Genomic DNA, 1,255 nt, shown 5'->3' on the forward strand with positions numbered 1-1,255 from the left:
AATTGGCAGTGGCGTTTACATTGACAACCAGAGCAGTGACGATTCGACCATACGGGTAGACCTCTCCGGCATGTTATCCAGCGGCCTGAATGGCACTCCTGCCCTTGCAATCTACTCATTGGCAGACAATGATTCAACTATCACTCTGAACATCCATGCTATTTCAGGTATTGCGGGTATCCAAAGCGATAATAATTCACGGTACGGAACGGCCATCACCAATGTTGATATTGCCAACGATATCAACGTCGAATATTCAGGAGCCTCGATCCAGAATTATTCCAATAGTGGCACCAGTATCCTTAATTTCAATTCAAAGAGTATCAGGACAGACCTCGACGCCTTGGATATTAATAATAGCAATTATTCAGGGGAGGTGATGACCGATATCAATATCGATGGCGATATCAGCTCAGCCAATAGTCAAGCTGTCAAAATTTACAATTATACCAATAGCGGCCTTGTGAGCCTTAGATTTCGCGCAAATAATGTCACGGGTGAATATGCGGGCCTTTATATCGATAATGGCAGCTCGAATGGGGCTGTAACCGATATTATATTGACGGGTGATCTTACGGCTACTTCAGGATCTGCTCTGTATGCCAATACCTACTCGGATGAGGGGAACGTCGAGACCGCTATCAAGTTGAATAACGTTTATTCTCTGTATGACGCACTCAATATTAACGGCTATAACCAAATTGGAAATATGCTGCTTGACCTCGATGTCTCAGGCACGATTACTTCAGAAAACGGTACCGGGATTAAAGTGATGGGAATGACTTTTGAAGGCAATTCCACTATGCTCATCAATGTGAATAACATTACTTCCAGCAGTCAATCGCTTGATATCAACAATTACAATTCTTCGGGTTCAGCTCTTTCTGCCATTACTGCAACCGGGCATCTCGTTGCGGAATGGGGACAAGGAGTAACGTTCCAAACCTATTCCTCTCAGGGGGATGCCACCACGCTCATCCACTTCAATGACATTACTTCAATGGGGAATGGGATATATAGCTTTACTGAGGCTAGCCGGGGTACAGCAACCACCGATATCACCGTGACGGGCCAGATTAACTCCAGTAACGGGGAGGGTATTACCCTTAATACGCAGAGCATTGACGGCAATACCCTGGTCAACATTGACGTCAATAATATCGCCAGTGAATACGATGCTATCCAATTCTATAACAATAACTACATCACAGGCGTGGATGATGGCACCGGCGTAGACAACGGCACATCGACCATT

1 pseudogene is annotated in these 1,255 nt (G+C 45.1%); it reads left to right on the forward strand.

From position 1 onward, the window contains the following. Positions 1–1,255, forward strand: a pseudogene (locus AC971_RS22400) (autotransporter outer membrane beta-barrel domain-containing protein); the annotation flags it as partial.

It is taken from the genome of Yersinia similis (assembly GCF_001053095.1).
GTDB lineage: Bacteria > Pseudomonadota > Gammaproteobacteria > Enterobacterales > Enterobacteriaceae > Yersinia > Yersinia similis.